Source organism: Fructilactobacillus sp. X2R1C3 (assembly GCF_059901425.1).
On sequence record NZ_JBWXUW010000004.1, the window covers coordinates 133339 to 158723 of the forward strand.

The 25385-nt window shown below is 42.8% G+C and carries 25 protein-coding genes; 19 read left to right on the plus strand and 6 right to left on the minus strand.

Annotated features, from left to right (window positions below; translation table 11 throughout):
• The first annotated feature begins 6 nt into the window (after positions 1-6).
• From argF to AC6UDD_RS05765, 11 genes are all read left to right on the plus strand, one after another.
• Positions 7-1056, plus strand: coding sequence for an ornithine carbamoyltransferase (argF, locus tag AC6UDD_RS05715; protein ID WP_500719524.1), 1050 nt, complete (start codon positions 7-9; stop codon positions 1054-1056).
• A gap of 79 nt (positions 1057-1135) precedes the next feature.
• Positions 1136-2554, plus strand: coding sequence for a basic amino acid/polyamine antiporter (locus AC6UDD_RS05720; protein ID WP_500719526.1), 1419 nt, complete (start codon positions 1136-1138; stop codon positions 2552-2554).
• Positions 2555-3478: a carbamate kinase gene (gene arcC, locus AC6UDD_RS05725; RefSeq protein WP_500719529.1), complete on the plus strand. Its 924-nt coding sequence runs from the start codon at positions 2555-2557 to the stop codon at positions 3476-3478.
• A 465-nt stretch (positions 3479-3943) separates the two neighbouring features.
• Entirely contained in the window at positions 3944-4609 is a 666-nt protein-coding gene (locus tag AC6UDD_RS05730; protein WP_500719530.1) for an SDR family oxidoreductase, read from the plus strand.
• A 15-nt stretch (positions 4610-4624) separates the two neighbouring features.
• On the plus strand, positions 4625-5365 hold the full coding sequence (locus AC6UDD_RS05735) for an SDR family oxidoreductase (protein ID WP_500719532.1): 741 nt from the start codon (positions 4625-4627) through the stop codon (positions 5363-5365).
• A gap of 11 nt (positions 5366-5376) precedes the next feature.
• Positions 5377-5646, plus strand: a complete 270-nt coding sequence (locus tag AC6UDD_RS05740; RefSeq protein ID WP_500719534.1) for a hypothetical protein — start codon at positions 5377-5379, stop codon at positions 5644-5646.
• Between the two features lie 196 nt (positions 5647-5842).
• Positions 5843-7099 (plus strand): NupC/NupG family nucleoside CNT transporter, encoded by a 1257-nt coding sequence (locus tag AC6UDD_RS05745; RefSeq protein ID WP_500719536.1) that lies wholly within the window; start codon positions 5843-5845, stop codon positions 7097-7099.
• 133 nt (positions 7100-7232) lie between these two features.
• On the plus strand, positions 7233-8348 hold the full coding sequence (locus AC6UDD_RS05750) for a YibE/F family protein (protein ID WP_500719538.1): 1116 nt from the start codon (positions 7233-7235) through the stop codon (positions 8346-8348).
• The gene (locus AC6UDD_RS05755) at positions 8345-9115 is read left to right on the plus strand and encodes a YibE/F family protein (protein ID WP_500719541.1); all 771 of its coding nucleotides are present in this window, start codon (positions 8345-8347) and stop codon (positions 9113-9115) included. Before AC6UDD_RS05750 ends, AC6UDD_RS05755 begins: the two co-directional genes overlap by 4 nt.
• Positions 9116-9492: 377 nt before the next feature.
• The gene (locus tag AC6UDD_RS05760) at positions 9493-10668 is read left to right on the plus strand and encodes an amidohydrolase (RefSeq protein ID WP_500719543.1); all 1176 of its coding nucleotides are present in this window, start codon (positions 9493-9495) and stop codon (positions 10666-10668) included.
• A gap of 1 nt (position 10669) precedes the next feature.
• On the plus strand, positions 10670-11506 hold the full coding sequence (locus tag AC6UDD_RS05765; RefSeq protein WP_500719546.1) for a MetQ/NlpA family ABC transporter substrate-binding protein: 837 nt from the start codon (positions 10670-10672) through the stop codon (positions 11504-11506).
• Positions 11507-11637: 131 nt separating this feature from the next.
• Here the strand turns inward: AC6UDD_RS05765 and AC6UDD_RS05770 are convergent, their stop codons facing one another.
• Positions 11638-11835, minus strand: coding sequence for a hypothetical protein (locus AC6UDD_RS05770; protein ID WP_500694170.1), 198 nt, complete (start codon positions 11833-11835; stop codon positions 11638-11640).
• 223 nt (positions 11836-12058) lie between these two features.
• On the opposite strand from AC6UDD_RS05770, the gene AC6UDD_RS05775 reads away from it, so the two are divergent.
• The 7 genes from AC6UDD_RS05775 to AC6UDD_RS05805 all read left to right on the plus strand — a co-directional run bounded on the left by AC6UDD_RS05775 (position 12059) and on the right by AC6UDD_RS05805 (position 18426).
• Positions 12059-13966, plus strand: a complete 1908-nt coding sequence (locus AC6UDD_RS05775; protein WP_500719549.1) for a thiamine pyrophosphate-dependent enzyme — start codon at positions 12059-12061, stop codon at positions 13964-13966.
• Positions 13967-14105: 139 nt separating this feature from the next.
• Positions 14106-14261 carry a hypothetical protein gene (locus AC6UDD_RS05780; RefSeq protein ID WP_500694168.1) on the plus strand — a complete coding sequence of 52 codons (156 nt, stop codon included), beginning with the start codon at positions 14106-14108 and terminating at the stop codon, positions 14259-14261.
• 12 nt (positions 14262-14273) lie between these two features.
• A complete protein-coding gene (locus AC6UDD_RS05785) occupies positions 14274-14759 on the plus strand; it encodes a hypothetical protein (RefSeq protein WP_500719551.1) in 486 nt (161 codons plus the stop codon).
• Positions 14760-15234: 475 nt separating this feature from the next.
• Positions 15235-15837, plus strand: coding sequence for a hypothetical protein (locus AC6UDD_RS05790; protein ID WP_500719554.1), 603 nt, complete (start codon positions 15235-15237; stop codon positions 15835-15837).
• Positions 15838-15952: 115 nt separating this feature from the next.
• Complete coding sequence (locus AC6UDD_RS05795; protein WP_500719556.1) at positions 15953-17026, plus strand: AEC family transporter; 1074 nt, start codon at positions 15953-15955, stop codon at positions 17024-17026.
• Between the two features lie 11 nt (positions 17027-17037).
• On the plus strand, positions 17038-18030 hold the full coding sequence (locus tag AC6UDD_RS05800) for an NAD(P)-dependent oxidoreductase (RefSeq protein ID WP_500719558.1): 993 nt from the start codon (positions 17038-17040) through the stop codon (positions 18028-18030).
• A gap of 153 nt (positions 18031-18183) precedes the next feature.
• Positions 18184-18426: a type II toxin-antitoxin system Phd/YefM family antitoxin gene (locus AC6UDD_RS05805; protein WP_500719560.1), complete on the plus strand. Its 243-nt coding sequence runs from the start codon at positions 18184-18186 to the stop codon at positions 18424-18426.
• Between the two features lie 597 nt (positions 18427-19023).
• Here AC6UDD_RS05805 and rbsU read toward each other — a convergent pair.
• From rbsU to AC6UDD_RS05820, 3 genes are read right to left on the minus strand one after another with little or no spacing between them, the layout of a single operon-like run.
• The gene (gene rbsU, locus AC6UDD_RS05810) at positions 19024-19941 is read right to left on the minus strand and encodes a ribose/proton symporter RbsU (protein WP_500719563.1); all 918 of its coding nucleotides are present in this window, start codon (positions 19939-19941) and stop codon (positions 19024-19026) included.
• Positions 19942-19953: 12 nt separating this feature from the next.
• A complete protein-coding gene (gene galT / locus AC6UDD_RS05815; RefSeq protein WP_500719565.1) occupies positions 19954-21423 on the minus strand; it encodes a UDP-glucose--hexose-1-phosphate uridylyltransferase in 1470 nt (489 codons plus the stop codon).
• Positions 21424-21436: 13 nt separating this feature from the next.
• On the minus strand, positions 21437-22630 hold the full coding sequence (locus tag AC6UDD_RS05820; RefSeq protein ID WP_500719567.1) for a galactokinase: 1194 nt from the start codon (positions 22628-22630) through the stop codon (positions 21437-21439).
• Positions 22631-22829: 199 nt separating this feature from the next.
• On the opposite strand from AC6UDD_RS05820, the gene AC6UDD_RS05825 reads away from it, so the two are divergent.
• Positions 22830-24506 carry a glycoside hydrolase family 13 protein gene (locus AC6UDD_RS05825; RefSeq protein ID WP_500719570.1) on the plus strand — a complete coding sequence of 559 codons (1677 nt, stop codon included), beginning with the start codon at positions 22830-22832 and terminating at the stop codon, positions 24504-24506.
• 53 nt (positions 24507-24559) lie between these two features.
• Here the strand turns inward: AC6UDD_RS05825 and AC6UDD_RS05830 are convergent, their stop codons facing one another.
• Complete coding sequence (locus AC6UDD_RS05830) at positions 24560-25150, minus strand: GNAT family N-acetyltransferase (protein WP_500719572.1); 591 nt, start codon at positions 25148-25150, stop codon at positions 24560-24562.
• Complete coding sequence (locus AC6UDD_RS05835; RefSeq protein WP_500719574.1) at positions 25140-25322, minus strand: hypothetical protein; 183 nt, start codon at positions 25320-25322, stop codon at positions 25140-25142. Before AC6UDD_RS05835 ends, AC6UDD_RS05830 begins: the two co-directional genes overlap by 11 nt.
• Positions 25323-25385: the final 63 nt, after the last annotated feature.

The following is a 25385-nucleotide window of genomic DNA, read 5'->3' on the forward strand; positions in this document are numbered from 1 at the left end:
AAATCAATGAGTACATTATTAGAGGAATTAAAATCAATGCAAGGACGTTCTTTTTTAAAGGAGTCTGATTTTACACCAGCCCAGATTGAAGCTTTGATTGATTTTGCCATTAACTTGAAAAACGAACACAAGAAGTACGGCAAGGTAACCAAGTATTTACACGACAAGGACCTGGTGCTCTTGTTTCAAAAGACTTCAACCAGAACCAGACTCTCGTTTGAGCTTGGTGGCGACGACTTAGGTGGAAACACGGCCTACATTGATCCAACCTCAAGTCAGTTCGGCAAAAAGGAATCAGTGGAGGACTCCGCGCGCGTCTTTGGCGAACTGGCTGACGGGATTGAGTACCGGGGCTTTGAACAATCCGACATGGAAATCATGGCCAAGTACTCGGGAGTTCCCGTTTGGAACGGCCTTTCAAACGAGTGGCATCCCACTCAAATGATTGCTGACTTTATGACCGTGAAGGAAAACTTCGGTCACCTAAAGGGCCTCACCTTGACCTTTGTTGGTGACGGCCGAAATAACGTGGCTAATTCTTTACTAGTGACCGGCTCGATGCTGGGCGTGAACGTTCACATCGTGGCTCCAGACGAACTGCACCCCGAAAAAGCAGTCGTCGACTTGGCGGAAAAGTACGCCAAGGAATCGGGCGCCCACTTCATGATTACCTCTGACATTGACAAGGGAGTTAAGGGCTCAAACATTATCTACACCGACGTCTGGGTCTCAATGGGTGAAAACAACTGGCAACAACGAATTGACCAGTTATTACCGTACCAAGTCAACATGGACTTGATGAAGAAGACGGGCACCCCAGACGATGAACTAATTTTCATGCACTGTCTGCCAGCCTTTCATGACGGCAACACCATTACTGCTAAAGAAGCGGTTAAAAAATACAAGGGCTTAGACAGTCCTGAAATGGAAGTCACCGATGAGATCTTTAGAAGTCCTTACGGGCGCCAGTTCGTTGAAGCTGGTAACCGGAAGCACTCAATCATGGCAATTATGGCCGCCACTTTAGGCGACTTGAGCATGTACAACGAAAATTAAATTTTACTAAAGCATAAATAGGATTATCAATGATACAATCATGTCCTAAATTAGGATTTGAGAGGATTGCGTAAATTATATGGGAAATAAAAAGGGAGTTTCATTATTTGGATTAATCATGCTGGTCATTAGTTCGGCGATCGGTGCTGGGATCTATAATGCCAGTGAACAGATTGCGGCGGCGGCCACTCCAGGACCTGCGCTGGTGGCGTGGATCATTACCGGAGTCGGAATTTTTGCACTAGCAATGAGTTTGAAGTCTCTAAGTGAGGATAAACCAGAACTGACTGGAATTTCCGATTTTGCCAGAGATGGATTTGGTGATTTTGCTGGATTTCTATCGGGCTGGGGATACTGGCTATCGGCATGGCTTGGTAACATTGCGTTTGCCACCATGATGATGTCAGCGATCGGTTATTTCTTTCCGGTTTTTCGATCAGGCAACTCAATTCAAGCGGTAATCATTGCGTCGGTATTCACGTGGCTACTCACGTGGTTAGTAACGATGGGGATTGAGAACGCGGCTTTTATCAATACCATTATCACCGTAATAAAAATAATTCCCTTGGTTGCTTTCGCAATCTTAGGAATCGTCTTATTCAAAGCTAACGTTTTCACCGCCCACTTTTGGGCTAATTTCAGTACTAACTTCACGTATAGTCCGGCGACGGCAATGGGGGTATTTGATCAAGTCAAAGGCTGTATCATCACCACCATGTGGATCTTTATTGGGATTGAAGGAGCCACGATGATGGCGGGACGTGCGAAGAAGCGTTCTGATGCGGCCAAGGCGACCATTATTGGCACCATCTCACTCTTGATCATCAACATCGTGATTGCGATGCTACCATATGGTTACTTACCCCAAGCCAAACTAGCAAAGTTGAGTAACCCGGCCCTAACCTATGTTGTTAAAGATATGATTGGACCAATAGGTGCGGCTTTTGTCAGTATCTCACTTATAATCACCATGGTCGGTGCCCTCCTGTCATGGACCATGCTTCCGGTTGAAGCGACGTCACAACTTGCTGATCAGAAGCTACTACCCCGGTGGTTCGGTTACTTAAACAAGCACAATTCACCTTCACACTCATTGTGGTTAACCCAGATTTTGGTACAAATTGTTTTGATTTCGTTACTATTTACCGATCAGGCGTACAACCTGGCAATCTCGTTGTGTACGGCAGCGATTGTGATTTGTTACGCGCTGGTTGGTGCCGATCAAATTAAGGCTGGACTTCAGGCTCATTCGGTCAAGAAAATGATACCGGGAATCCTAGCTCTCCTGTTTGAAGTTGTCGGAATCGCAGTGGCGGGACTACAATTCTTGTGGTTATGCTCAATTGCATACGTTCTAGGCTTTGGTTTCTACATCAAAGCGATCAAGAATCAAGGACGCAAAATTACAACCTTTGAATGGATCATGATGGCATTGATAACGATTGCTGCCATTAGTGCGGTAATTGCCCTATTTATGGGAAAGATAGGAGTGTCATAAATGAAGAGAATCGTGATAGCACTAGGTGGCAATGCGATTTTAACCGATGATCCAACTGCGAAAGGCCAAAGAGAAGCTTTAAAAAGAACGACGAAAAAAATCGTGAAGTTCGTGCGTAATTCGACTGAGAACATTCAGTTGGTGATTACTCACGGTAATGGTCCGCAAGTTGGAAACTTGTTGCTACAAGAACTAAACGGTAGCACGAAGGAAAATCCGCCAATGCCACTTGACGTGGTTGGAGCGATGACTCAAGGTGAGTTAGGACTGTGGATTGGAGACGCCCTGTGTGACAATGATATGACTAGTTCAACCATTCTTACGCGGGTGTTAGTCAACCCCGATGATCCAGCGTTTAAGGATCCAACCAAGCCCATCGGTCCGTTTTATGCGGACGTTAATTCCGTCTTAATGAAACATCCGGACTGGAAATTCGCCGAAGATTCAGGACGCGGATTCAGGCGGGTAGTTCCATCACCTCACCCCATCAGCATTTTAGAGGCCAAGCAGATTAGCACGCTGGTTGACAGTGGTTTCACTGTCATTGCTGGAGGCGGTGGCGGCGTTCCGGTCGTAATGACCGATGACGGGGACGTCGAAGGCGTGGAAGCCGTGATTGATAAAGATTTTACGGCTTCGTTAATCGGACAAATGGTGAACGCCGACCAGTTAATTATCCTGACCGGCATTGACCAGGCGGCCATTAATTTCGGACGGCCCAATCAAAGAGAATTAGGAAACGTGTCACTTGACGAACTGGACATGTATCTAAAACAAGGTCAGTTTGGGAAGGGTTCGATGGAACCCAAGATTCAAGCGGCGATGCAGTTCGTAAAAAACACCGGCAATGAAGCCGTGATTACGTCACTAGATAACGTTGCTGATTTTGAGGAAAACGGTCGAGCAACGGTCATAAAAAAATAACGATTGAAGAAATCACCCGATGGCTATGAACTAGTCGTTGGGTGATTTTTAGTTGTTATTAAGTGATACGGAGGGACGTGAACCATTTTTCCAACTCGATATTAGCATTTAAGTCCGAGATGTCAAAGATTATTCTTATCTGGTTAGATATAATCCAATGTCATGATGAGTCTTTAAAACAAAAAGTTCCCTTCCAGCTATCAAAAATAGTTGAAAGGGAACTTCATGGTACTTATGGGTCATAACCATCAAATAGAAAGGAGTAGTGCATCTTATTTGAAAACTACCGCCTACGCGGTACAAACATAGTATACCACACGTGATAAAAATGTCTATCTTTATTTATTTTATGTGATTGATGAACATCATAACTACTGCCGTACTTAACAGAAACTTCACATGCATATCGCTATTAACGTTTAATTGAATTTGTTATGCTTTAGACATATATAGGAGGTTTCAATTATGAAGATTATGATTATTGGTGGAACCGGAAGAGTCGGTTCTGACCTAGTAAAACAATTTCAAAAAAACACTGACGACTCGGTTACCATTGCGGCTCGTCATCCCGAAGAGGTCAAGTTTGTGGATACCGTTGAGGAACGTCCCAAGATTAATACTTTGAAGTTTAGCATTGTCGACATGAGTGTGTCCGAAATGGCCGATGCGATGATGGGCTTTGATGCCATCTACTTCACCGCTGGATCCGGTGGCCACAACGTGGTCTTAGTTGACAGTTACGGAGCCATCAAGACCATGCAGGCCGCTGAAAAAGCCGGCGTCAAACGTTACATCATGCTCAGTTCAGCCTTTGCGCTTCAACCGGACCAGTGGGAAGGAAAGAAACACTACGCCAAGTTGCAGGACTACCAGGCCGCTAAGTTCATGGCCGACCACTGGTTAATTCACGATACTGACCTGAACTACACCATTTTACAACCGGGCTCCTTGCTTGAGACCCCTGGAACCGGCGAAGTCACCTTTAATGATGACAAACCTGGTTCGAACTCAATCAATGACGTTTCGCAGGTCCTGTTTGACGTTTTAAATAACCAGCATGCCTTTGACAAGGTAATCATCATGCACAGTGGCGACATGAGTATCGAAACTGCACTTAACAATTTAAAATAGTTAGGGAGAATTAAGATGGCTGTTAAAGATAAAGTAGTTGTAATTACGGGAGCTTCTAGTGGAATTGGTGAAGCAACCGCCAAGTTGTTGGCAAAGAACGGCGCCAAGGTCGTGTTGGGCGCTAGAAGAGAGGATCGCTTACGTGCGATTCAGGAAGATATCGAAGCTGACGGTGGCGTCGCTGCCATTCAGAAGACCGACGTCACTAAACTCGATGAGGTCAGAAACCTGGCTTCCGCTGCGGTTGACCAGTTTGGTCGCATTGACGTTTGGATGAACAACGCTGGTGTGATGCCCCAATCACCACTGATTAAGGGTGACGTCAAGGGTTGGAACCTCATGATTGACGTTAATATCCGGGGTGTTTTGTACGGGATTACCGCTTCACTTGATACCATGCGTGGTCAAGGTGGCGGCCAATACATCAACACCGCTTCGGTTGCAGCCCACACTTCTGGAATTAACAGTGGGGTGTACAGTGCGACAAAGGCGGCCGTGAAGATGATTAGTGATTCACTCAGAGAGGAAGAGGCCAAGGCCAAGTCCGGCATTCGGGTAACCATGATTTCACCCGGTGCGGTTGCTACGGAATTGCCTAATCACATCACCGACCCGGACATTAAGAAGCAGTTTGAGTCATACGACCTGACGCCCCTTAGTCCTGACCGGATTGCGCAATCAATCCTGTATGCCATTGACATGCCAAAGGACGCCTCGGTCAACGAAATCGTGATTCGACCAACCGATCAGGTTTAGGGTTAACGTATATGAAACTAGATGTATCAAAACACGTCCTACGGGATGGTTCGTTTTTAATCATCGCCATCCTGTCAATCATGCAGTTTGCACGCTACGTCTACACCCAGGAGTATCTGCGTTCGGCTAAGTACCTAGTGTTATTTTTAATTACCGTCTTAATGTACGGACTGGTTTCAGACCAGGTCCTACAGTCGATCGTCAATCTGATTATGATCGGGTTGCTGCTCGTTTTTACGTGGTACGACGAACGCATTGATAAACGACGAGAAAAGAAATAAATTAATTAGACTAACTGTCGCTTTTAACCGATCGTTAGTCTTTTTTTACGGAAAAATTAAGCAATCCGTGAACCATTTCCGTGATTGAGGTTGAAATTGTTAATGTTTAATACTATTATTATAAAAAACAGGTTGTTCGAATTTTGTTATCTGACAATATCCGAACATTGCACATAAAAATGGAGGAGAAAGTTCGATGAATTACTATCTAATCATTAACATCATTGGGGTTGCCGTGTTCCTCGGAATTGCCTTTTTGTTTTCCAAGGATCACAAGCACGTCAACTGGCGATCGGTTATCTTCGTTTTAGTCTTAAACCTAGTCATCGCGTTTCTCCTTACTCGCTTTAGTTGGGGTCGAGACGCCGTCAAGGGGGCTGCTGAAGGATTCAACTGGATTGTCCAGGTTGCATACACTGGGATTGCCTTCGCACTTCCCAACTGGGTGCACGTCAAACAGATGAACTTTGTTACTTCGGCACTGCTTCCAATCTTGATGATTGTTCCATTGTTTGATATCCTTACATACTTTGGAATTTTGCCATTTATCATTAAATGGATCGGAATTGCGTTATCAAAGGTCACGGGACAACCAAAGTTCGAATCATTTTACGCCGTTGAAATGATGTTCCTTGGAAACACGGAAGCTCTGGCTGTTTCTAGTCTGCAACTCAAGAAATTATCCAGTGAACGACTCTTGACGGTCGCCATGATGTCGATGTCATGTATCACGGCTGCGATCGTTGGTTCATACACCCAGATGATTCCGGGTCAATACGTTTTAACCGCGATTCCGCTTAACATCTTGAACGCCATCATCGTGACTTCACTACTAAACCCCGTTCACGTGACGCCTGAAGAAGACACGATTGCGACGATGACGGAACCTTCAGAACAGGTTGCTGAAGAGACGGTAGACGACAAGCCGGAAAAACCCAAGAAAGAACCGTTCTTCTCATTTTTGGGTGATTCAATCTTGGGTGCCGGTAAGTTGGTCTTAATCATTACCGCTAACGTCATTGCCTTCGTTGCCTTAGCTAACTTAATCAGTAAGTTACTGGGACTCATTAATCCTTGGCTTTCTCTACAACATTTACTTGGAATCGTGATGTTCCCGTTTGCATGGCTGATGGGGATGGACGTTAACCACGCCTTCCAGTTTGCTCAGTACATGGGAACCAAGTTAGTGACCAACGAATTCGTGGTCATGGGTGCCATTGCACCACACATTAACAATCTTCACATCTTCCCAGCTCACTACCAGGCTCAACTCTGTGTCTTCTTGACTTCCTTTGCCAACTTCAGTACCGTTGGCATGGTCATTGGATGTCTGAAAGGACTTGTAAGTCGTGAAAAGAACGACGTTATTTCAAGAAACGTCGGTTACCTGATTCTTTCTGGAATCTTGGTATCACTACTTTCGGCCGGAATTGTTGGACTATTCGTCTGGTAAGCATAAAATTAAATTCGAGACACCTCTGATTTAATTCAGAGGTGTTTTTTTATGGCTAGTTATAAATACGTAAGTTTAGCGAAACTTAATTTTAGTATGATACACTGAACGTAAATAATTAGGGGATGAGAATTTGAAACGAATCCATCCAAAGCTAAAGATTCGTTGGCTTGCCATCGTCTTGGTGCTGATCTCGGGGATCGTCGCCGTGACGTTCACTCATTTCGACGCACCGATGTACAAACAGACGGTGGCTCGAGTCGTAAACGTGCATAACTACGGGCGAACTTCACAGACTGATGAATTTAAGAATCATGATTACCAAGAAAATCAAAAGCTGACCCTCAAGGTCTTAAACGGAGAATACAAGGGCAAGACGATTAGCGCCAACAACCAGTATTCTGGGTCCGGGGCGACCGACATGAAGTATCATGCCGGCCAACAGGTCTTTATCCACGTCGCCAACAAGAACTTAAAGCCCTCGTCGATTCTGATCAACGGCTTTAAGCGGGACACCGCGGTCGTCTTCTTAATCTGGCTCACGGTGATGCTGTTGCTGGTGATTCTGAAGTTCAGTGGCTCCATGGCGCTTTTAAGTATCATCATCAACGCCGTCCTGTTCTTTTTGGCGGTCTCAATTGACGTGGGGACGAGCTTCAATCCGTTCGTTTTGTTTGCCATCTTGTCGATCATTTTTACGATTGTCACCGCCATCCTGATTTTCGGGATGTCAAAAGAGACGGTCGTAACGATTTCGTCCACAATTCTAGGAACCGCGGTCGCAATTCTGATTGCGTTCATTGTGCTGTCAGTGACACACGAACGGGGCATGAACTTTGAGATGATGGACTACGTGACTCAGCAACGACTGCCAATCTACTTCGTCGGTTGTATGATTGGGTCGCTGGGGGCCATCATGGACCTCTCAGCGGACATCACGTCCAGTCTGTTTGCGGTTTATGAGGAAGACCACAGTCTTTCGTTTTTAAAGCTCTTAAAGAACGGCCAAAACATCGGACGGTCAATCATGGGACCGCTGATTAACGTTTTGTTCCTGATCTTTGTGGCCGGGACCTTCCCAATGATGGTGCTGTTCTTAAGAAACGGCAATAGTTGGGGCTACTCGTTCTCAATGATTATGTCACTTGGAATCATTCAGAGTTTGATTAGTGCGATTGGAATCACGCTGACGGTGCCAATTACCAGCTTGATTGCGAGTGTGCTTTGTGAAACGAAGGTGATCAAATGAGTACCATGACCGTCTTATTAATCATTCTCTTTCTCGCAATGCTGCTGGCAGGGGGCTCCAAGGGTTTCGTGGCCTTCATTGGATTACTGTGTAACTTCGGCCTGGTTTTCATGTCCGTGGTTTTGATTGCGTTTGGCATTCCGTATCTCTGGGTCACACTGGTTAACGCCGTTATCATCCTGGTCATCACGATTTACTTCGGTAATGAGCAGGGCCGAAACGCCGACGTGGCGTTTGTGACCTCGTTAATCGTGGTGGCAATCGTAATTGCATTGATTATTCCGGTGGAACACTGGGCGCAGGTGCAAGGCTTTGGACCCGAAAATACCGAGGATTTGGAGGGAATGTCACTCTTAATTGGGGTGAAGTTCCTGAACATTTCGTGTGCGATGACGATTCTGAGTTGCCTGGGAGCGGTGGCCGAAGCGGCTGTTGCCATGGCAACTGGTTTAGTTGAGATTCAGGACCACAACATCAAGATTTCTGATAAGGACTTCAGTTATATCGGGGTTTCGATTGGAAAGGAAATTGTTGGAACGGCCTTTAACACCTTGTTCTTTAGTTTTTACGGGGAACTAGTTGGCTTATTCATCTGGTTTGCGCGCCTGCACTACAGTATTGGTATGGTCATGAACGACAAAATCTTCGCGTCGGAGTTAATCATGACGTTGATTTCCGCCATTGGGGTGGTGTTGACCATTCCCGTGACCATTGCGGTGATGTTGTATCTGAAGCATCGCAAGTTGAAAAAAGCAAAACAAGATTAAGCAATTTGTGAACTTTATCCTTTACAACTCGCGATTTCTGTGTTTAAATTGACAAAAATACGAAAGGGATGAAACCAATGACAACGATTACTACGAACTATCAAAATACTTACTGTTGCTGTACTTGTTACATGTAGGTCAGCGTTCGTAGTTTTAGATGCGGGTGTTGATCAAACGCCTGTATCTAAGTGTAGTAATTTTTGTGCTCAGTTAGATACAACATTTTGTTAGTCTAGCTGAGATTGGTGAATTCCAACTCAATCGAATATACTAATCTACTCTATTTACGTGGAGAAAAAGGATCAGTTAGGCTAACTTGATGATAGTCCAACTGGTCCTTTTTTATTACATTATTTATGTAGGTAGGAGATTACAAGATGAAGAGTAAAAGCGTTAGTAAAATTAAAAGTCCCACGTTATTTAGTCAGTTAAAGGAAATTCGGCACTTTCTGCATCGTCATCCCGAATTGTCGGACCAGGAGTTTGAGACCACTAAGTTCATTACCAACTTTTTAGATCAATTAGGATACCGCGTTATTACACCGAGTAGCCTGAAAACTGGCGTGATTGCGGAAATTGGCCCCAGAAGTACTGAACGGGTAATTGCGCTCCGTTCTGATATCGACGCGTTACCGATTAACGAAGACACTGACTTGGACTTTGCGTCCGAAAACGCCGGGGTAATGCATGCTTGTGGTCATGACTTTCATATGGCGTCCTTACTCGGAGCGGCCGTCCTACTAGCTAAACATCAGTCGCAGTTAACCAGTCGAATGCGGTTGGTCTTTCAACCGGCCGAGGAAACTCACGTCGGCGCCCAAGAAGTGCTGGAATCTGGTGCCTTAAACGGAGTTGACGTCATAGTTGGCTTTCACAATGAGCCCAGCATTCAGGCGGGAGAAATCAGTGTCAGTGGTGGCGTTCAGGATGCCGCCGTCGACCAGTTCAAGGTAACCTTTAAGGGAGTAGGTGGTCACGCCGCTCATCCCGACCAGGACGTGGACCCAATTGTTGGACTGGGAAACACAGTTACGTCACTTCAGACAATTGTTAGCCGTAACATCGATCCGTTGCAGCCCAGCGTTCTATCCGTGACTCACATCGAGAGTGGTTCTACTTGGAACGCCATTCCCGATGAAGCCCGGTTTGAAGGGACGTTGCGGACGTTTTCTGAAGATGACGCCCAGATGGCGAAGTCGAAATTCTACCAAATCGTTAAAGGACAAGCCGCAACTTACGGGTTAAACGCAGACATTGAGTGGATCGAGGGTCCCCGCGTCCTCAAGAATGATGATGAGTTAGCCGGAATCCTAGCAGATGACGCCCAAGGTTACGCTAAACTAGTTGACGTACCGCCGACTCCTGGTGGTGAAGACTTTGCGTTTTACACCGACAAGATTCCCAGTGTTTTTGCGGAAGTCGGCAGTGGCGCAAACGTTGGCCTCCATCATTCTAACTTGGTCGTCAATGACGACGGTTTGATGACGGGTGTGAAATGGTTTTATAACTCAGCTTTAAAGTTGCAGGATTATTTAGTTGAAAGGGAGAAATAGGATGAAGAAGAGATATTGGATTACCGCATTAGTCGCAATTATTGTGATTTTATTTGGATATACGTTTGTGTACCGGCCGTATCAGAAGGCCCATGCTCCACAGTCAAACAAGAAAACCATTACTTTGGCGAGTTCACCCGGTCCTTACAGTGACCTATTCATGAAGGGCATCAAGCCCATTCTTGAAAAAGACGGTTACAGGGTGAAAAACAAGTCATTCTCCGTCTTACTAAACGCTGACATGGCGCTAAACCAGGGTCAGGTTGACTTAAATGTTGAACAACACGGCGCTTACATGAACAACTTTAACAAGGAAAATCACGGGAACTTGGTTGCCTTGACCAAGGTGCCAACGATTCCAACTGGGATTTACCCCGCTAAAAAGCATAGTTTAAAGGACGTCAAGAAAGGTGACACGGTTGCCATTCCAAACGATCCATCCAACATGTCACGGGCTTTTCTGGTAATGGAAAAAGCCGGTTGGATTAAGTTGAAGAAGGGTGTTGACCCCATCAAAGCCACTAAGAATGATATCATCGACAACAAGTACGACCTGAAGTTCGACGAAATGGATTCGGCCAACGAACCACGTTCCAGAAACAGCGTGGACTACGCCATCATTCCTGGTTCTGACACATACGGAGCTAAGATTCCGGCAAGTTCAATGCTGCTGAAGGAAAATCCACAGAGTCAGTACATGCTGCTGGCCGTTGTAAACAAGAAGAATGAGCACACCAAGTGGGCGCAAGACGTCAAGAAGGCTTACAACTCCAAGCAGTTCATGAACTACATGAAGAAACATAATCAGGACCATGAGTGGGAAATTCCTGAGAAATAATTGAACACTGTGTCTAAAAATACGATCAAATCCTCCAAATGTTTGGGGGATTTTTGTTTCACGTGAAACTTATTCCACACAAAAACAGGCCAACCTCACAGTTGACCTGTTTTTTCTAAGTATTGCCAATCCTACTTGTTATCTTTGTTCAAAGCGATATTCTTAAGGGCTTCAAAAGCATCGATATCGATTTCTTCAGTAGTATTGTTGTTGAAGGTAACTTGGTATGAAATGATGTTACCTTCTGATTCGCGGGGATGGATTGAGTTAACGTTGTTTACGTTAATCAAACGACCGTCGCCAGTTTCAACTAATCCAGAAAAGTTCATGATATTCACCTCCTTACTAGTATTATTACATATGACGCGCCAAAAGATAACTAATAACACGCTTAAAATGCCGTTAAATTGGGAATTTCTTGCCATTTGATAATTTAATATTTGACGTTAGGAATACTTAATAAATTAACCAAGCAATTCTATTGCAACCGTTTTCATATGGGAGTATATTAGGAACAACAAAAGAATTAAGTACTTTTGGGAGGAAGAAATTATGACAGATGTAAAGAAAATCCCTGCAGCAGTAGCAATGCTTAAAGTTATTGAATCATATGGCGTTAAGGACGTTTATGGATACCCTGGTGGTTCCATTAACTCAACGCTTGCTGCGCTCGATCAAGAAAAAGATAACATTAATTACGTACAAATTCGACACGAACAGGTTGGTGCTTTAACGGCCGCTGCTCACGCTAAACTAACTGGTAAAATCGGAGTTGCCTTTGGCTCCGCTGGTCCTGGTGCGGTCAACTTACTAAACGGTTTGTATGACGCTAAAGAAGACCACGCTCCAGTGCTTGCCATCGTTGGTCAAGTTGGTCATGACAACATGAACTATAATTACTTCCAAGAATTTCCAGAGACCCCAATGTTCTCTGACGTTTCGGTTTATGACCGGATCGTAATGACTCCTGAAAGCTTGCCACACGTTGTTGATCGTGCGATCCACGAAGCATACGCTAACAAGGGTGTTGCCGTAGTTGTTATTCCAAATGACTTCGGTTTTGAAGAAATCCCAGATGTTCCATACAGTTCTGCATCAAAGACTTACGACAAGCCAGCTCCTGAACCAGTCGCAACCGATGACGAAGTAAATCAAGCTCTTAAGATGATTAAGAACGCTAAACGTCCAGTGCTTCACGTTGGTCGTGGAATCAAGGGGAACGGCGACAAGTTAATCGAACTTTCAAAGAAACTCCAGATTCCAGTTATCATGGATGGTTTAGCCTTAGGCTACGTTGACGCTAACTACGAAGCTAACCTAGGAACCGCCAACCGTGCCGCATCAAAGGCCGCTGACGAAATCTTGAGTACCGCCGACCTAGTAATCGCCATCGGTGGTGACTTCCCATTCGCTAAATCAGTTTACGCAAGTCACAAATTCGCCTACATCCAAGTTGACGATTCGCAAATCCAACTTGGTCGTCACCACGAAGTTGACCTCCCAATCTGGTCTGACGCTGGTTCATTTGTTGACAAGGCATTGGCTCAAAGTGAAAAGGTTGCTCCAAGTCCATTCTACAAGGCCGCTGTTGCTGACCAAGCTAACTGGATGGAGTACATTCACAAGATGTTAAACATTGGCAGTGACGAACAAAGCCAAAGCAGTGGTAATTTCATGGACGAATTCAAGGACTTTGGTAAGCACTTGAAGGACACCATTACCAACGCTAACTCAACCATGCCAGTTGCTCCAATCTACAAACAAATCAACCGTGTAGCTGACAAGGACGCCGTCTTCTCAATCGACGTTGGTGACAACATCATCAACAGTTTCAGATACTTGGACATTCAACCAACTAACAAGTGGGTCATCTCCGCATTATTCGCAACGATGGGTTCCGGACTTCCTGGCGCAATTGCTGCTCAGAAGGCTTACCCAGATCGTCAAGTCTTCAACATTGCCGGTGACGGTGCACTTTCAATGGTTATCCAAGACCTAGTAACTTTGACGAAGTATCAACTTCCAGTTATCAACGTGGTTACCTCAAACGAAGACCTCGGTTTCATCGAGGGTGAACAAGAAGACTTACCAATGCAATTCTTCGGACTTCAACTTCAGGGTCAAAGCTTTGAATTAATCGCTAAGGGAATGGGCGTTGACGCCATCACGGTTCACAGCGTTTCTGAACTTCCTGCAGCGTTCGACAAAGCCGTTAAGGTTACCAAAGCTGGTCACCCATTCTTGATTGACGCTAAGATTAACCAAGACCGTGGTCTCCCAGTTGAAGATTTGATCGTTAAGATTGAAAATGGCCAAATCGTTGAAACCATCAGTCCAAACTACAAGAAGGACAAGAATGACAACAAGACTTACACATTACCAGAATTCTTCGCAGAATATGGTGGTGAAGGCTTGTTACCACTCAAGGACTTCTTCGACAAATACGATGTTAAACTTTAATAAGTAAGAAAAAGAGCTCTCATTGAGAGCTCTTTTTTTGTAGGCAATCGGTGATGTAAAAACTTGAGCAAATTCCCCAGCTTACGGTGATTTAATGGTAAAATTAAGGCAATCACAAGAGGATATCGGAGATGAAATTATGAGTTTTAAGGGATTTGTTAACTGGTTTTTAGTTGTTTTTTGGATCGTAACCTTCGTGGTGTTAGCCATGGGTTTCAGTATGGTCTCAATGTATATGATGGTAATTGGGATGCTGATTCACAGTTTAAATTGTGTCCTGGGAGATAAAATTTAAAGGAGGAATTAGATGTTTAAGCCAATTTTGTTGATTATCGCAGTGATTGCCCTAATCATTGCGGGGGATTTGTATTGGACGAATCGCGGTCGGGCTGACGATAAGAGTTATATCAAGAGCTTTAAATACTTTGTCTTCATGTTATGTATTTTGGTTGCTGTCGTAACTTTTGCCGTTGCCACCAGAAACATTTTGTCGGTTGCTGGCTTTGTGATTGCCTTCGTCCTGTTTGTCTACTACCTGGTTCGCTACTTCGTCGTGGCTTTAGGTAAACACTACAGTTGGGATCAGACGGTCTTCATTAAGTACTTTAGAAGAGCCGTGTACGCACTGCTTGCAACCCTGATCTTCTTTATCGCGTTCTACTGCTCGTCAAACAACCAGTTGGATATGTTGCATCATCGAGAGATAACTTCACATCTCCAGATGAAGCATAAGAAGACGCATAAGGAAAAGATGAGAATGGAGAAGAAGGATAAGAAAGCGGAAATGAAATAGTTGTTGAAGAGCCCTGTGGTGGGGCTTTTTTTTATAAAATGCTTTAATTGGGGTAATTAAAATGAAAAGTAGGAATGTTAGAAATATGAAAAATTCACAATTATGTTTATCATTATGGGATTTATCTTTTTCACTCATTTCTTTCATACTAATGATGATGTATTTTTTGAGTAGTTTAAGCACATGTGTGATTCTTATAATAGCTATTATAATTTTCGTAATATATGGCATTTATTTACGTTACAGTTTTCATAGACATACTAGAAATAAAACGAGTAATTTATTTTCATTATTGTCAGCCATTTTGAATTTAATTCCTTATTTACTTATTTTTCTTAATATTATTTGTAAGATTAAACATTTTAAATCCTCTTTTGTTGTTGCGTTTCTAGTAATGATATGTTGTAACGTCTTAGTTGTGTATGTTTATTTGAGTTATTACTTAAGTAATAATAAATGCATAGGAAGATTTTTTTTGTCTTTTAAGCCGATGTGGCCAAATGAAAATACAAAAGAATTACTTTCTATTACAAATGACAGTAATATGAGTAGATTAAGAGTAAGAAAGATAGAACATGATTATCTGCAAAATTGTTATTTGAAAAGTCAAAGTGTAATAAATGGTATTCAGAGTTGTCTATTTTTGTTTGTTTTTCTAGCTAGTATGTTAGAACCATATTCTCATAGTGAGAACGTTATAGTAACTATGTTTGTTTATTTAGTAACTATATCGGTTGGATTGCAATTGTATAAATATTACTTAGGTAAAGTTTTTGATAATATGGTTAATTTGCATAAATATACCACCAATCCAATAATATATTTTAAAGGTGTTGTGTTGTTTTCGATAATAGTTGGTATTTTACTTGGTGGTTTCTATTTGTTTCTTAAACCCAACGTTTGCCCTGAAACTTTAAGAAGTATGTCACATTTATTATTAAGAATGTTTTTATATATTGTTAACTTGTCTATTTTTGTGGTGATGATTACATGTGTTTGTATTTTGGTTATAGAATTTAGATATGGTATTGATGATGATTTATATGCTGAGAAGTCAAAATGGATTAGAGACAAATAATAAACATCTTCTTGTTTCTCATTTATTCCCTATGGTAAAATTATTATCGTGAAAAATTTCATTTTTACGTACTTTGCTGTGCGTACGATAATATTCTACTTGGAGGTTAACGTTCATGAACGTTATGCAAGCAATTGAGAAGACCGTCACTAATGCGGGAATCATTAGTTCGATCACCTCAACGATTTTTATTATTTTACTGGGTTTCTTTTTACGTAAGAAGAACATTTTTACCGATAAATTCGGGAAAATGTTGTCAAAGGTCGTATTAACCGTCGCCATTCCAGCTTTGGCACTGAACTCATTCATGCAGCCAATCAACGATGATACCTTGAAAGAAGGAATGAACGTCCTGCTGTGGGGCTTCATCATCTACATCATCTTGATTTTCGTTGCGCCACTGCTTTATCCCAAGCAAGACAAGGATAAAAAAGAAGTCATGGGAATTTTGACGACGTTTGGTTCCACCACTTTCTTTGGAATTCCAATTGTCGGTGCGGTCTTTGGACCCAAGGGAATTATGTACAGTTCCATTTTTAACATTGGTTACCGGGTTTTCCTTTATTCATACGCCTACATCAGAATGTCAGGTTTGAAGATGGAAATGAAGAACATCAAGAAAATGTTCCTAAATCCGGTTGTGATTGCCACTTTCTTAGGACTTTTCCTGTGGTTGGGACAGAATTATGTTCCACATGTAACAGTCCAAACGATGTTGAACGGTATTCCTGGCAAAGGTACCAGCAGTGTGGCTTTTTACCGCATTGACCAAACCGCCTTGTGGCTTTGGAAACCGTTAAGTTACCTGGCTCAGCTTTCATCTCCACTGGCTTGGTTATCAATCGGTGTCACTCTAGGTTCGATTTCATTCAAGCAGGCCGCTTCCAACAAGCTTTCTTGGTACTACAGTTGGAATAAGGTCATCATCGTGCCATTGTTCAACCTGATTGCGTTGACTGCTCTCTCAATGCTGGGCATCATGCCAATGAGCTACGTGGCCATCGCAACGATTGTCATCATGATGGCAACCCCAACTGCTACGGTCGCTTCGGCTTACGCAATTAGTTTCAATCGGGATCCGGTCTTGGCTTCGAATGCATCGTTCTTGTCGACCATTCTGTCAGTGATCATGATGCCGATTTGGATTGCGCTGCTGGAAGTCATCAATAACTCGGTGATTATCAAATAATGGGTGATAAAATGTTCAAAATTACTGCGTACGGGGTGCGTCCCGTTGAAGTCAGTTACTTCAAAGATTTAAATAAATACGATTATGAATTGAACCTGGTTTCGGAAATGTTAAATCGCGACAATGCCATCGATTCCAAAGGCTCAGATGGAGTGTTAGTTCGTGGAAATTGTCTGGCTGACCGAGAAAATTTACAGAAATTTGCCGACTGGGGCATTAAGCATGTCTTTACGCGAACGGTTGGATACGACCACATCGACCTGAAGGCTGCTAAAGAACTTGGTATCAAGGTCGCTCGCGTTCCCGGATATTCGCCATACGCTGTGGCCGAACTGGCGATGACTCTCGGAATGAGTCTGTTTCGCAAAGTAGCTTCCGAAATCAACGCCACTCACGACGGCAATTTTATCGTCAACGATTCGTACTTTAGTCGTGAGATTCATTCCAGTACCGTTGGAATTATTGGTGCGGGTCGCATTGGTCGTGCTGAAGCTAGTTTGTATAGTGGGATGGGTGCGACCGTGCTCGCTAATGACGGTCACAAGGTTGACGCTCCTGAAATCGATGAATACGTTCCCATTGATGAACTATTGAAGCGCTCTGACATTGTTTCGCTGCACGTTCCATACATTAAGGGTGAAACTGATGATTTAATCAGTACCGCTCAAATTAATTTAATGAAGGACGATGCCATTTTGGTTAATACCGCTCGTGGTCAAGTGGTGGATCTAAAAGCCGTCGATAAGGCTCTTGCTTCCGGCACATTAGGTGGCTACGGTGCCGACGTGTTAATTGATGAAGCCAACATTTTTGGACATGAATTCAAAGGCGTCGACGATATTAAGAACCAGGAAGTTGTTAGCCTGATGAAGAAATACCCAAACGCCATTGTGACGCCACACGTTGGTTCTTTTACGGAACCAGCCTTGACGGATATGATTACCGTTAGCTACGATAATTTTCATGAAATGGTGCCGACGGGTAAGTCTAAGAACGAGATTTAAGATTAAAAGAGAATATTAATTTTAGTCAGCATTTGACGAGTTTTGGGAGTGTCTTTTTAAAAGGCACTCTTTTTAGTTTTACTTTTTATTCTATATGGTATAATCATAACTATAAAAATTTCATTTTTTACGTATGAAGAGAGATGATACTACATGAAAGTGGTTAATTGTAATAATTTCAAAGTGAACTTTGAAACATACATGGATCAGGTTATGAAGGACGATGAAGAGGTTACCATTCATTGTGAGAATGGTGATTCGGCAGTGCTCATTTCAAAAAAGAAATATGATAATATGATCGAAAATCTGTTTGTCTTAGGAAATGGTGAGAGTTTGAAATTCTTGGAACATTCGAGGAAGCAGTTGAAGAATGGAAAAACGAATCATTTGAAATAATTATGTTGTATAATAATTAATGAAGATTATGTAATCTGCTCATCGATTTAATAGGGTTGATGGGATTGAGTTTATCAACTATAAGTTGATGAACTCTTTTTTATACTTAAGATTAAAAAATGCAGCCTCCATTTAGGAAGCTGCACTTTTTAATTATCGTGTCTGTTTAAACGGTCAAATAATATATCAATTAATCGAATGATTAAATGTGATAAAGTACTAATCGTGATAGATACGATAATAAATTGTAAATAACACACATATTGTCACCAGTGAGCGCATTTAGATTTTTGGTAGTGCATTTGCTCGCTTTAATTATTATACAGTATAATTGCTTTATTATTAAGTTGGGTTATAATAATAAATGTAAATAACACATGGTCACCGATTTTTGGTAGGATTGATGATCGAGAGTTCGTCGGCTTGTCGCTGATGAACTCTTTTTTATTCATAAAAACATATAAAAAGGCTGAAACCCCAATTGGTTTCAGCCTTTTTGGTACTATAGGTCTCGCTAATGTGGAGACATTGACAAGATGGTGCCATTCCCACTAACGCAGGGAGCCTCGTTACTTCTATGATACCATTTCAATTTAATTAAATAAATGCCGTAATGGCCGAAGCAAAGACGATGAGCACTAACCCGAGGTAGGTCAGAGTCATTTCCTTTGGCGTCTTCTTCTGATGTAAGAAGTAGATTCCGGTCAAAGTGGAGACAAGGACGGCTAACTGACCAAGAACGTTGGCGGTTGCCAGACCGTTCATGTCGGGTTGTGCCGAGATTAAGTACATTAACATACCGAAACCTTGCGATAATCCAGCCAGGATGTTTTTGTATGAAACGGATTGAATGAAGACGTTCTCGTCTCTTAGGTTCCATAAACCATAGATGACGGCACACAGTACCATTCCGATGGCCTGAGGGAGAAATGCGTGATTCCCGTCCATGGCCTGCATGCTTGGCAACAACGATTTCATTGATGGCATGATGACCACCTGTGGAGCGGCTGAATAAACTAAGTATCCAAAGGCACCAATGACCTGAAAAATCGTGGCTTTCTTTAAAGCACCCTTATTGGTGGCTTCGGGATTTTGTACCCAAGCAGTCAGAGTAGCACCGAGGATTACGATGATTAAGGCAATAAATCCTAAGACTTTTCCGATAATGCCGGTCCAGTCGCCTAAAACAAAGACACCCCAAAGTGACGTCAAAATCAGCTGGAGAGCCGTGGTAATCGGCATTACTCGTGATGATCCGACTAACTTAAAACCCTTAAACTGCATGATTTGACCAAATCCCCAGCCAAGTCCGGAAATAATCCCGAAGGTTGTACTGATCCAACCGGGTAAGGCCAGTCCTTCAATGAAGAATAGAACAACCGCAAAGACTAAGGTACCAAGGGTGGCACCCAAGATTTGGTTGGCGGGTTTTCCACCAATCTTCGATGAGATCGTGGGGAAGAGTCCCCAACCGACCATCGGTCCTAGACCAATTAATATCGCTAGCCAATTCATAATAATAACCTCCTAAAGTGTATGAATGAATTTTTGAAACGCCGCGGTTCCCTGGTCGTTAAGTTTAAAGACCCCGGCGTTTTCCAAGACGTGCATAAAGGTAATCCCGACTTCTTTGTCGATCACGTCTTGGACGTTGTCGGGACTGAGTTGGTAATTTTGTTTAAGTTGATTGGCCCATGGAACGTGGTAGTCGGCGATGTCGTTGGGCTGATTAAGTAAATATTTTTTGACCTCCGCCAATTCGGGTTTCAGGCGCGCGGGTAAGATGGCACGGCCCATCACCTCAATCAGGCCAATGTTTTCCTTCTTGATGTGCTGGTATTCGGCGTGGGGATGAAAAATGCCATCGGGATACTTCTTTGACGTCTGGTTATCACGCAGGACCACGTAGACCTCAAACTGCCCTTGTTCGTTCATGCGAACAATTGGTGTGACCGTGTGATGCGGTGTCCCGTTCGTTTCAGCGCGCACGTCAACGGCTGGGTCCGAGTATTTGCGCCATTTCTTTAAAATGTGACCGGCGAAGTTAATCAAATCCTGTTTGTTAGGTCCCGTCAGTCGAATCGTCGACATCGGCCAGTTTAAGACTTCGGCCTTAACGTCTGGATACTGGTCTAGGTCAAAGGTGAAACGGGTCTGTGTCTTCATCATCGGGAAAGTGTGGTAGCCGCCCTGGTAGTGTTCGTGACTCAGAATCGAACCACCCACGATTGGCAGGTCCGCGTTACTCCCGATAAAGTACGCAGGAAACATCGAAACGATTTCAATCAGGTTGGAAAAAGTCTGCGCGCTAATCTTCATCGGTTCGTGGACGTCATCTAAAAAGATGCAGTGCTGGTCGAAGTAGGCGTAGGGCGAATACTGAAAGCCCCACGGTTTTCCACCAATCAAGACGTCGATAATGCGGTGATTGATCCGTACTGGAATTTGCGAGTTGCCGTAGTAACCCTCGGTTTGGGCGCACAGGTTGCATTCTGGATAACCAAAGTGGGTGTTCTGACCGGCCTTTGCAATGTCTTTAGGGTCCTTCTCCGGTTTTGACAGATTAATCGTGATTTCGAGTTCACCAAACTTGGTGTCAGTGTCCCAGTGCAGGTTCTTCTTGATGCGAGCGGTCTTAATGTAGTTGTTTTGTTGACTGAGGTGGTAGAAATAGTCCGTGGCCCGTTCTGGCGCTTCGTGGTACAAGTTCCAGAAGTGGTCGTTGACAGCACTTGGAAGTGGCGTATAGAGATTGGTCAATTCCGCCTCTAGTAGCTCACGGTTTTTGAGCGTGTCTTCAATCTGACCATTTTGAATAGCCACGTCGATTAACTGGTTGACCGTCTCAAGCAGTTTGTCGGACGAGTTGGAACTGGTCACGTTCTTTTCGCCCACCAGGTGATACAAGTAATTTATTAGGTACGTGCGGTCCATTGGCCGATACGTTTGACCAGTCGCAATGACCTGGTCCGCGTAGTGTTCAACTAAGTTTTTCATTGTGTTTACCTACCTAAATCTGAATTTCCTTTGGACCGTCCGAAATGTTAGCGATGTAGAAGTCGGCGTCGTAACCGAAGCGGTAACTGTAGGTGTCACCAACGTTCTTGGTGAAGCTGTCAACCTGGTCGGCGGGCACGATAGCGATTGCACAACCACCAAAACCAGCTCCGATCATTCGAGCACCAATCGCACCGTTCTTCCAGGCTTCGTGCACCAATGTGTCAAGGTTGGGTCCGGTAACTTCGTAGTCGTATTCGAGGGAAATGTGAGAAGCGTTCACCAAGCGACCAAATTCAGCAATGGCATTGTTACGCAAGGCTTTGACGGCCCTTAAAGTTCGTTGATTTTCTGAAACGGCATGCCGTGCTCGTTTCAACAGGGTCGCGTTATTGATGGTGTAGGTGTACTCATCAAATTCGTCGTTGGACATAGCACCAAATGACGAGAAGTCGGCCACCTGATTGACGAGTTTTAGAGCGTCCTCACATTCTTGGCGGCGTTCGTTGTACTTGGAATCTTTGAGTCCCCGTTTCTTGTTGGTATTCATGATGACAATTTTGTCGTTTCCAAGTTTAATCGGAACGAACTCGCTCTTCATCGTGTTGGTGTCCAGCAAGATGGCTGTGTCTTTTTTTCCCATATCAACGGCGTACTGGTCCATGATGCCAGAGTTTACACCGATGTCGGTGTTTTCCACGTGTTGGCCGAGTTTGGCTAGTTCTGGTCCCGAGAAGACGTCATCGAACTGGTCGTTTAGGATTTTGCCAAATAACATCTCAATGGAAGCGGAAGATGATAGTCCCGACTCATCCGGTAAAGTGCCGTAAATTAAAATGTTGAAGCCATTGCCCAGTTGGTGACCCTTGTCAGAAAAGGCCTTAAACATTCCCTTCGGGTAGTTAATCCAGCCGTCGTCTTTGTTGATGTTCAGGTCGTCAAGGTCAAATGAGTTCACGCCCGTGTCGGGAAAGTTCTCCGAGTATATTTGGACTTTGTTGTCGCTACTGGGTGTCACTAACGCGTACGTTCCCAGGCTGATGGCACACGGGAAGACGTGTCCACCGTTATAGTCGGTGTGTTCGCCGATTAAGTTGATCCGGCCTGGTGCAAAGTACGCTTTGGTTGGTTTTTGTTTAAATAAATCCTGAAATTTACTGGTTAAGTTACTGATAATCTTGTTCGTTGAAGTTGCTTTTTCAGTCATATCAGACATCTCCTTATCAATCACTTCGTTTAAAATGATTTCTATTTTAAGAGTAAGCGTTTTCAAATATTAAAGCAAGACTTTTTATTCTGTGAAATAATTATTTGATTTAATTGTTACCGAAGGGCTGAACAAGTGGGAGTTGTATGGTAATCTGAAATAAATGATAATGATATTCAGATTTGTGGGGTGAAAAGGAATGAAAAAAGAGCAATGGTGGAAAAAAGCAGTCGTATATCAGGTCTATCCGCAGAGTTTTCAGGACAGTAACGGTGATGGGGTCGGCGACTTAGACGGCATTAGAGAACGGTTACCATACATTAAAAAGTTGGGTGCCAATGTCATCTGGCTTAATCCCATTTATGAGTCACCAGAAGAAGATAACGGTTATGATATTTCAGATTATCGGAAGATTAATCCGAAGTACGGCGACATGAAGTCATTTCAGAAGTTATTAGACCGAGCTCATGAACTGGGCATTAAAATTGTGATGGACTTAGTTGTCAATCATACGTCCGATCAGCACCAGTGGTTTAAGGAAAGTCGCAAATCAAAAGACAATCCGTACCGTGATTACTACTACTGGCGTGATCCGGTTGACGGTCACGCCCCAAACGACTGGGGTTCCTTTTTCAACGGTTCAACGTGGAAGTACGATGAACAAACGGGTCAGTACTACCTGCATCTCTTTGCCGACGGACAGCCTGATTTGAACTGGGAGAATCCCAAAGTCAGAGAAGAAGTCAAAAGCCTGATGAAGTTCTGGTTGGATAAGGGTGTCGACGGTTTTCGAATGGACGCCATTAACCTGATTTCAAAACCAAAAGGACTGCTCAACATGCCCAAACCTGAGAATGCGAAGTACTCCGCTCCTGGTGCAGGGGTCTTGAACGGACCACGTTTGAACGAATTCTTATATGAATTGAATACCGATGTCTTATCGAAATATGACATCATGACGGTCGGTGAAATGTCAGGAACTAATCCAGAACAGGCACTAGAATATACTGGTTTTGACGCACATGAACTTAACATGGTCTTTCAATTTGAACACGTTGAATTGACACCTAATCCTGACACACGACTGAATAAATGGAACGACCAGCCCGTAAAATTGACTGATTTGAAGCGGGTCTTCAATAATTGGCAAACTAAGTTGTACGGTAAGGGATGGAATTCACTTTACTGGAGTAATCATGACCAACCACGAGCTGTTAGTCGATTTGCGACTGATAAACCAGAGTATCGGAAGTTGGCTGCTAAAATGCTGGGAACGACACTCCACATGATGCAAGGAACACCATACATTTTTGAGGGTGAAGAACTCGGGATGACGAATGCCCACAAAGAAGACTTGAGTCAGTATGAAGATATTGAAACAATTAATGCTTACGACCAATTTGTTAAAAAGGAGAAGATTGTTTCACCAACAAAAATGATGAGCTATCTGGCTCATATGTCTCGGGATAATGCGAGAACACCGATGCAGTGGAATGATTCCAGGAATGCTGGCTTTTCCACTGGGACACCTTGGTTTGCGGTAAATTCAAATTACAAAGAAATTAACGCGAAGGATGAAGTTGATGATCCAAACTCGGTCTTTGCTTACTACCAGAAGTTAATTGAACTACGAAAGAATAATCCAATTATCATTGAAGGAGACTTTGAACTGCTAGACCCAAACGATGAGGAAGCCTTTGCCTACAAGCGTCATTATCAAGATAAAACTTTGTTGGTTATCAGTAATTTCACTGATCACGAGGTAGAACGTGACTATTATGTGCCTGATGGTGCGGAAAAGTTGATTGGAAATTACGCTGATGATGCTGGTAAGCAGTTGAGGGCATATGAGAGTAAAGTGTATAGAATGAAATAGATAGAAAAAGATCGAAACGGTTAATACAACCGTTTCGATCTTTTTCTATCTATTTACAAGATATCAGTTATCTTAGTTATTGGTATAAACATTGGATAAATATTAGGCTTATAATCCCACTTATCTGCATCACATAGATAATCAAATCCAAACATCTCATAAAACTCTGATGCACTTGGCAAAGCTTCTAAATATATTCCAGATATTCCTAAATGATTTTTAGTATAAGACCAAAATAAGTTTTTAAATAGATTTAGAATTAAAGTAGTACCAATATGTTTTTGTTGAGCACTTTTATCTACACCTAAATACATTAAATTCAAAACTGGTAATATAAAGTTTTTGTGAGAACCATTTATAGTTTCTTGGTCATTAATTGGACTTAATGACTTATATTTATCTTTGTCGGAATTTGTAGTTAATCTTAATGATCCAACACTATTTGTGCAAAAACCACTGATTACTTTTTCGCTAATGTTTTTATCAATAAACAATTCAGTATTTGTCTGGTAATGTGCATCAGAGTTTATTGCATCATTTATTATAAAATTATTTAATTGCTCTATCCCGCAGTTAAAATTCATTAATTCTTTACTATTTACCATAGAACTATTTAAATCTATGATTGAACAATTATTTTCCATTAATTATATTTTCGAATAATGCTTTTTGCAATGACTTTTTTGCTTGATTTACACTATTTTTATAGTTTTGAGTTTTTCTAGTGCGTTTAGAAGGAACAAGTATATTAGAAACTTTATTAAATTCTTTGGATGAATTTACAGAAATAGTATTATTTAATGGTTTTACACCCATGATGAATTCCTCCTTTTAATTCTCTATATAATTATAATACGATAATTGTATATTACTGTAAAT